The sequence below is a fragment of the Desulfuromonas sp. TF genome (genome assembly GCF_000472285.1).
GTDB lineage: Bacteria > Desulfobacterota > Desulfuromonadia > Desulfuromonadales > ATBO01 > ATBO01.
This window is the reverse complement of sequence record NZ_KI421421.1, coordinates 233039-239550: the sequence shown is the minus strand read 5'-3', so window position 1 is coordinate 239550 and position 6512 is coordinate 233039. Positions and strand designations below refer to the sequence as shown.

Below are 6512 nucleotides of genomic sequence, written 5' to 3'. Positions count from 1 at the left end.
ACCGCTTCATGTACTTCATCTGAACCGGCAAGGCGAAAGACTCTGGTCTTAGGGAGATCGCCCTCAGTCCGAAGTCCGACGCCGCTTTACAGGAGCCGCCATGCCAACCGTCATCAGCGACAACCCGCTTGGACAGATCTGCAGAACCCCTCTGGTCCGCCTCACCCGCATGAGTGAACCGCAGTCAGCAGCCGTCTGGGGGAAAGTGGAAGGAACGAACCCCGGAGGCAGCGTAAAAGACCGAATCGCTCTGGCCATGATCGAACGGGCGGAACAGGACGGCTGCATCCGGCCCGGAGATATGATCGTCGAGCCGACCAGCGGCAACACCGGCATCGGGCTTTCGCTGGTCTGCGCCGTTAAAGGGTACCGGCTTATCCTGACCATGCCCGATACCATGAGCTTGGAGCGCCGCCGCCTCCTCGGAGCCTACGGCGCCGAACTCGTTCTGACTCCCGGCAGCCTCGGAATGCGCGGAGCCATCGACAAGGCCGAGGAGATCGCTCAGAGCAAAAAGTGCTTCATGCCCCAGCAGTTCAAGAACCCGGCAAACCCCCGCATCCATGCAGAAACCACCGGCCCGGAGATTATCCAGGCCCTCGACGGCAAGGTGGATGCCTTTGTGGCCGGAGTCGGCACCGGGGGAACCATCACGGGGGTCGGTCACGTGCTCAGAAAGCACAACAACGGTGTCCATATCGTTGCCGTGGAGCCCGCCGATTCGCCGGTTCTCTCCGGCGGCGAACCGGGTCCGCACAAAATCCAGGGAATCGGGGCCGGGTTCATTCCCGACATTCTCGACACTTCGGTCTACCAGGAAATCCTCACGGTCACCAACGATGAGGCCTTGCACACCGCCCGCCGCCTTGCGCGCGAAGAAGGGATCTTTGCCGGGATTTCCTCCGGCGCCAACATCTTCGCCGCCCTGGAAGTGGCCCGGAAACTCGGACCCGGCAAAAACGTGGTAACCATGCTCTGCGACACCGGCGAGCGTTATCTGTCTACCGGCATTTTCGACTGAAATCGCTGCCGCCCTTCATAAACTTTTAGAGGAAGCATGCTGGTGAAAGAGAAGTACGAAAAACTTCAGGACATCCTGCGCTCCATGGAGTCGGCGGTGATCGCCTTCTCCGGCGGAGTCGATTCGACTTTTCTCCTGCGAGTGGCCCGGGACGTGCTCGGGTCCGAGAAAGTCGTCGCCCTGACAGCCACCTCGCCGACCTATCCGCAATACGAATTCGAGGAGAGCTGCCGTCTCGCCGACGAATTCGGCGTGCGCCAAATTGTGGTGGAAAGCAATGAACTCGAAATCCCAGGCTTTTCTCAAAACGACCCCCGGCGCTGCTACTACTGCAAGCAGGAGCTCTTCTCCATCTGCCGCGACAAAGCCCGGGAGCTCGGCTTCGCCGAGATCCTCGACGGTTCCAACCTCGACGACCTCAGGGACTACCGTCCGGGAAGGGAAGCCGCTTGCGAGCTTGCCGTGCGCTCGCCCCTCATGGAGGCGGAGCTGAGCAAGGACGAGATCCGAGCCATCAGCCGGGAGCTGGGCCTGACCACCTGGCACAAGCAGCCCTTCGCCTGCCTGTCCTCACGCTTTCCCTACGGCACCGAGATCACCCCCGAACGGCTGAACCAGGTGGACCGCTGCGAGACCTTCCTCCGCCGGCACAATTTCCGCAACTACCGGGTGCGTTATCACGGCGATACGGCCCGCATTGAAGTGGCGCCCGAGGAAATTCCACGGCTGCTGGATGAATCCCTGCGACTGCAGCTGGTGAAGGAATTCAAGGCCGCCGGCTTCACCTATGTCGCCCTTGACCTGGAAGGTTACCGCACCGGAAGCATGAATGAAATTCAAGCGTGAGGCGTAAGGAGTGAGGCGGGCAAGGCATATTTACTCCTTACCCCTCACGCCTCACGAATTTGACTAATTTGTAATTGGAAGGAGGAAGCATGAACCGCACAGGTGCCCTGCTCGCCGTCTGCTTCTGCGCCGGGCTGCTCGGAGCCCTGGCCAACAGTCTGGCCGCCTGGGCCTGCGGCCATTGGGGAGTCACCGCCATGGCCGGGGTTTCCCTGGCGCCCAAGCTGACCATGGGCTGGCTCTATCCGCGCCTGATCTGGGGAGGGATCTGGGGGCTGGCGTATTTCCTGACCGTCGGCAGCCGCCGCCACCGGCAGCACTGGGTACGCAAAGGGCTGTGGATCAGTTTATTGCCGACCCTCGTCCAGCTCTTCTACATCTTCCCTCATCAGACCCCTTTCGGCTCCATGGGGATGGGGCTCGGTCAACTGACTCCCCTCTTCGTTCTGCTGTTCAATCTCATCTGGGGCTTTTTCACCGGCCTCTTCACCCGGATTCTCTGGGGCCGGGGATGACCGCCGGAACCGGCATTTCCCGTCCCTTCCATCGTCTCTCTGTCACGCTCCTGCTCCTTATTCTCCTGCTGTCGGGCCTCGCCGCCGGCGGCGAGGCCGCGGATCTCCGGGGGAGAGTCGAATGGATTCACGATGGCGACACCATCGAGGTGGCCGGCATCGGACAGGTGCGGCTGATCGGCATAGATACTCCGGAAAGGAAGGATAACGAAAGGGATAGGTTTTTCGTGAAGCTGGGAGGCAACGGCAAGATCCTTCGCCGGATAGCCGAGGAGGCGCTGAAGTTCAACATCCGCCAGGTCAAGGGAAAGGAAGTCAGGCTCGAAGTCGACCACGAGCCGAGAGATACTTACGGCCGCCTGCTCGCTTATGTCACCCTCCCCGACGGGCGCCTGCTCAACCGGGTTCTCCTCGAGAAAGGGTATGCCGTAGTCTACCGCCGCTTTGATTTCCGGCTGAAGGAGGATTTTCTGGAGGCGGAAGCTGGGGCGAGGTTTGGAAAAGTCGGTCTTTGGGCAAGATAGATCAGCCGTCAAGGACTACAGGTCGAGACCGACCGTGTGGGCGGCTTCGGCGATTTCCTTCCAGGTGAGCTCATCGATGTCGATGCCGGCCTCCTGTCGCTGCCGGCGATGGCGCCGCTCGGGGTCTCCGGGAACCATTACGGAAACTCCGGGATCGGCGGGGGCCGTTTCCCGGATGTAGTCAACCAGGGCTTCGATCTCCTGTTCCATGGCGGGCCTTTCGCCGAAGCGGCCCGGATCGAGGAGGATGGTCAGCATATGGTTGACGATCCCCCCGAGTCTCGGATGCTCCGGCTGAATGGTCCCCCCGCCGGTAAGGGCGCCCGCCAGCACTTCGCACAGCAGCCCCAGGCCGTAACCCTTGTGCTCGCCGAAGGGCATGAGGGCTCCCCGGGGTTCGCTGAAGAGCACCGCCGGGTCCTGGGAGGGTTTTCCCTCCGCATCCAGGAGCCCGACGGGAACTTCATTTCCCCGGTTCATGGCCACCCGGACTTTGCCGACGGGAACTTTGCTGGTGGCCATGTCGAGGAGCAGGGGGCCGCTCTTCTCCGAACCCGGCACGGCGATGCAGAGCGGGTTGGTCCCGTACCGCCCGCAGCGGCCGCCGAAGGGAGCCACCAACGGTTCGTGATCGACGACGCTGACGAAGTGCAGGGAAACCAGGCCGGCGGCGATGCTCTGCTCTCCGTAGGCGCCGACCCTTCCGATGTGGAAGGCATTGCGCAGCCCCATCAGCGCCAGCCCTCTTTCCCGGCAGCGACCGATCGTTTCTTCCATCGCCTCCCGGGCCGCCACCTGACCGTACCCTCTTCCCCCGTCGTAAAGAAGCAGGCTTCCGTCATCCCGGACCAGATCCGGCCGGACATTGGGCCGCAACAGTCCCTCCCCGACAAAGCGGACGTAGGCGGGAAGCATTCCCACGCCGTGGCTGTCGTGGCCGCAGAGGTTGGCATCCACCAGGTGTCCTGCGACGATGTCCGCCTCCTGCAGTGCACTGCCGGCGGCCCGCAGGATGTCGGCCGCCACCTGTCGGAGTCTTTCAGAGCTGAAAATCATTGTTTCTCTCTAGAGGATACCGGCTTCCCCGGGCTGATCAAAAATGTCCAGATGCAAGGCGTCCGAAATTCTGAGGAATAAGGCGTACCGAAGGTACGTCGTTGACGAAGGATGAGGGCAACGCAGCAGATGGGCGTTTTTCATCAGCCCCTAAACCAAAAGGTAGCGATGGCGGATCTCTTCGTTCTCCCGCAGTTCATCGATGCTGCCGTGATAGCGGATGCGGCCGTTATCGATGATGTAGGCCCGGTCGCTCAAGCGCAGGGCGACCTTCTGGTTCTGCTCGGCCAGCAGCACCGACAAGCCGGTTTCCCGCAACTCCAGAATCTTCTCCTCGAGCATCTCGACAATGATCGGGGCCAGCCCCTCGGTCGGTTCGTCCAGCAGCAGCAGGTCGGGGTTGGTGATCAGGGCGCGGCCGATGGTGAGCATCTGCTGTTCGCCGCCGCTCAGCACCCCCGCCCGGCGGCCGTCGAGGTCGCGCAGGGGGGGGAAAAAGGCATACACTCGATCCTTGTCCCACCCCTTCTCCACTTGGATTCGCCTTTCCGAGATCTCGAGGTTTTCCCCCACCGTCAGATCGGCGAAGACCCTCCGGTCATCGGGGACGAAGCCGATCCCCTTTCGGCACAGTTGGTAAGGGGCCTTTCCCGTGACGGCGTCTCCCTTGAAGGAGATGCTGCCGTTTCTCGGCGGAGTCAGTCCCATGATGCTTTTCATGGTGGTGCTCTTGCCGGCCCCGTTGCGACCCAGCAGGCAGACGATTTCCCCCCGGCTGACGGTGAGGGAGACATCGAAGAGGATGTGGCTTAAGCCGTAATAGGTATTGATGCCGTTCACTTCAAGCATCAGGCATGCCCTCCCAGGTAAGCATCCCGGACCCGAGGGTTGCGGCGGACATCTTCCGGAAGCCCCTGGACGATGCTGGATCCCAGCTGCATGACCATGATCCGGTCGGCGAAGTTGAAAACCATCTCCATATCGTGTTCGCAGAACAGTATGGTCACGCTGAGCTCTTTCGACATGCGCTTCATCAGAGCGATGGCCGTCGCCGTCTCCTCAACCGACATGCCGGCGGTCGGCTCGTCGAGAATCAGGAGCCGGGGATCGGCGCCGAGGGAGATGGCCATCTCAAGGACCTTCTGGTCGCCATGGGAAAGCAGGCCGCAGACCGAATCGCGCCGATCGCCCAGTCCCATCGCCTCGAGAATCTCTTCCGTCTCCCGTACCGCCAGATTACGGGACGGGGAAAAGAGGTTCATGGTTCGGCGCTGGCGGGCGAGGACGGCGGCCTGGACGTTCTCGAAGACGGTCATGCGGCTGAAGATATTGACGATCTGGAAGGACCGGCTGATTCCCTTGCGGCAGATCCGATGCGGCGGCAGACCACCGATCTCCTCTCCCTGAAAGAGGATACTGCCGCTGTCGGGACGGATCTGGCCGGTGATCAGGTTGAACAGCGTCGTCTTGCCTGCGCCGTTGGGTCCGATGACCGCCACCACCTCCCCCTTGTCCACCGAGAGGTTGGCGTCCTTGACGGCCTGGAAGCCGTCAAACGATTTTCTTAGAGACGCGATCTGTAGCAAACGTTTTCTCCTGAGCCTGATTCAGGCCGGGTTTGGGCCGGAAGAGATCGTGGAAAAATCCCAGCACCCCTTTTGGCAGGAAGAGGATCAGGAACATCATCAGCAGGCCGAGAACCATCGTCCAGTAATCGGTGTAGATGCCGACGAAGGTCCGTAGAATGACGATGATCGCCGCTCCGAGCATCGGTCCCAGGAAGGTGAACCAGCCTCCCAGGAGGCACATGATGAGAATTTCAAGGGACAGCGACCAGAACAGGAGTTCCGGGAAGACGCTCCCCTCCAGGACGAGAAAAAGAGCGCCGGCGATCCCTGCAAAAAAAGCGGCGATCACCATGGCGACGGTCTGGTGGCGGGCGACGTTGACCCCGATGGCACGGCAGCGATCCGGATTGTCCCGGATGGCCTGAAGGATGCGGCCGAAAGGGGAATTGACGACGATAAACATCAGCAGCAGGCATACGGCCGCAACCGCGAGGATGAAGTAGTAGGAGGGAGTCGTCCCGGTGATGGCGGCGGGCACGGGGACGCCGTGGATCCCGTCATCCCCGCCGGTGAAGGAATACCAGCGGTAGACGACGGCCCAGACCAGAGAGCCGAGAGCGATCTGCAGCATTCCGAAGTGCAGCTTGCTCAGCCGCGTGCAGATCAGTCCCATCAGCAACCCGAGGAGGGCGGCGGCCAGGGGAGCGGCTGGGAAAGCAAGCCAGGCCGGCAGGCCGGTCCGGGTCAGGATCAGGGCCGTCGCGTAAGCCCCGGTCCCATAGAAGACGGCGTGATGGAACTGGTACATACCGCCGTAACCGAGCACCAGGTTGAGGCTGGTGGCCGCCAGGCCGGTCACCAGGATCAGGGAGCCGAGATAGATATAGAATCGCGGTGCCGCCTGGGGCAGGAAAATCAGTCCGAGAAGAAGCAGCGCCACCAGGAGAAGAGCTTTTTTGCCGAAGAGTCCCAGAATCATCGG

General features: G+C 61.7%; 8 protein-coding genes. 4 read left to right on the top strand and 4 right to left on the bottom strand.

All coding sequences use genetic code 11. The features are described 5' to 3' along the window. Positions 1 to 100 precede the first annotated feature (100 nt). From cysK to DTF_RS23365, 4 genes are all read left to right on the top strand, one after another. Positions 101 to 1021 carry a cysteine synthase A gene (cysK, locus tag DTF_RS0112350; protein ID WP_027715569.1) on the top strand — a complete coding sequence of 307 codons (921 nt, stop codon included), beginning with the start codon at positions 101 to 103 and terminating at the stop codon, positions 1019 to 1021. A gap of 36 nt (positions 1022 to 1057) precedes the next feature. Then, positions 1058 to 1867, top strand: coding sequence for an ATP-dependent sacrificial sulfur transferase LarE (larE, locus tag DTF_RS0112345; RefSeq protein WP_027715568.1), 810 nt, complete (start codon positions 1058 to 1060; stop codon positions 1865 to 1867). An 89-nt stretch (positions 1868 to 1956) separates the two neighbouring features. Further along, positions 1957 to 2382: a hypothetical protein gene (locus tag DTF_RS0112340; RefSeq protein WP_035056974.1), complete on the top strand. Its 426-nt coding sequence runs from the start codon at positions 1957 to 1959 to the stop codon at positions 2380 to 2382. Continuing rightward, positions 2379 to 2906, top strand: coding sequence for a thermonuclease family protein (locus DTF_RS23365; RefSeq protein WP_051361269.1), 528 nt, complete (start codon positions 2379 to 2381; stop codon positions 2904 to 2906). Before DTF_RS0112340 ends, DTF_RS23365 begins: the two co-directional genes overlap by 4 nt. Positions 2907 to 2921: 15 nt before the next feature. Here the strand turns inward: DTF_RS23365 and DTF_RS0112330 are convergent, their stop codons facing one another. The 4 genes from DTF_RS0112330 to DTF_RS0112315 form a co-directional block, all read right to left on the bottom strand. After that, positions 2922 to 3962, bottom strand: coding sequence for a malate/lactate/ureidoglycolate dehydrogenase (locus DTF_RS0112330; protein WP_027715566.1), 1041 nt, complete (start codon positions 3960 to 3962; stop codon positions 2922 to 2924). A gap of 150 nt (positions 3963 to 4112) precedes the next feature. Then, on the bottom strand, positions 4113 to 4811 hold the full coding sequence (locus DTF_RS0112325; protein ID WP_027715565.1) for an ABC transporter ATP-binding protein: 699 nt from the start codon (positions 4809 to 4811) through the stop codon (positions 4113 to 4115). Next, positions 4811 to 5548 carry an ABC transporter ATP-binding protein gene (locus DTF_RS0112320; protein ID WP_027715973.1) on the bottom strand — a complete coding sequence of 246 codons (738 nt, stop codon included), beginning with the start codon at positions 5546 to 5548 and terminating at the stop codon, positions 4811 to 4813. The genes DTF_RS0112325 and DTF_RS0112320 overlap by 1 nt, the downstream gene beginning before the upstream one ends. After that, positions 5514 to 6509: a branched-chain amino acid ABC transporter permease gene (locus DTF_RS0112315; protein WP_027715564.1), complete on the bottom strand. Its 996-nt coding sequence runs from the start codon at positions 6507 to 6509 to the stop codon at positions 5514 to 5516. Before DTF_RS0112315 ends, DTF_RS0112320 begins: the two co-directional genes overlap by 35 nt. Between the last annotated feature and the right edge of the window lie 3 nt (positions 6510 to 6512).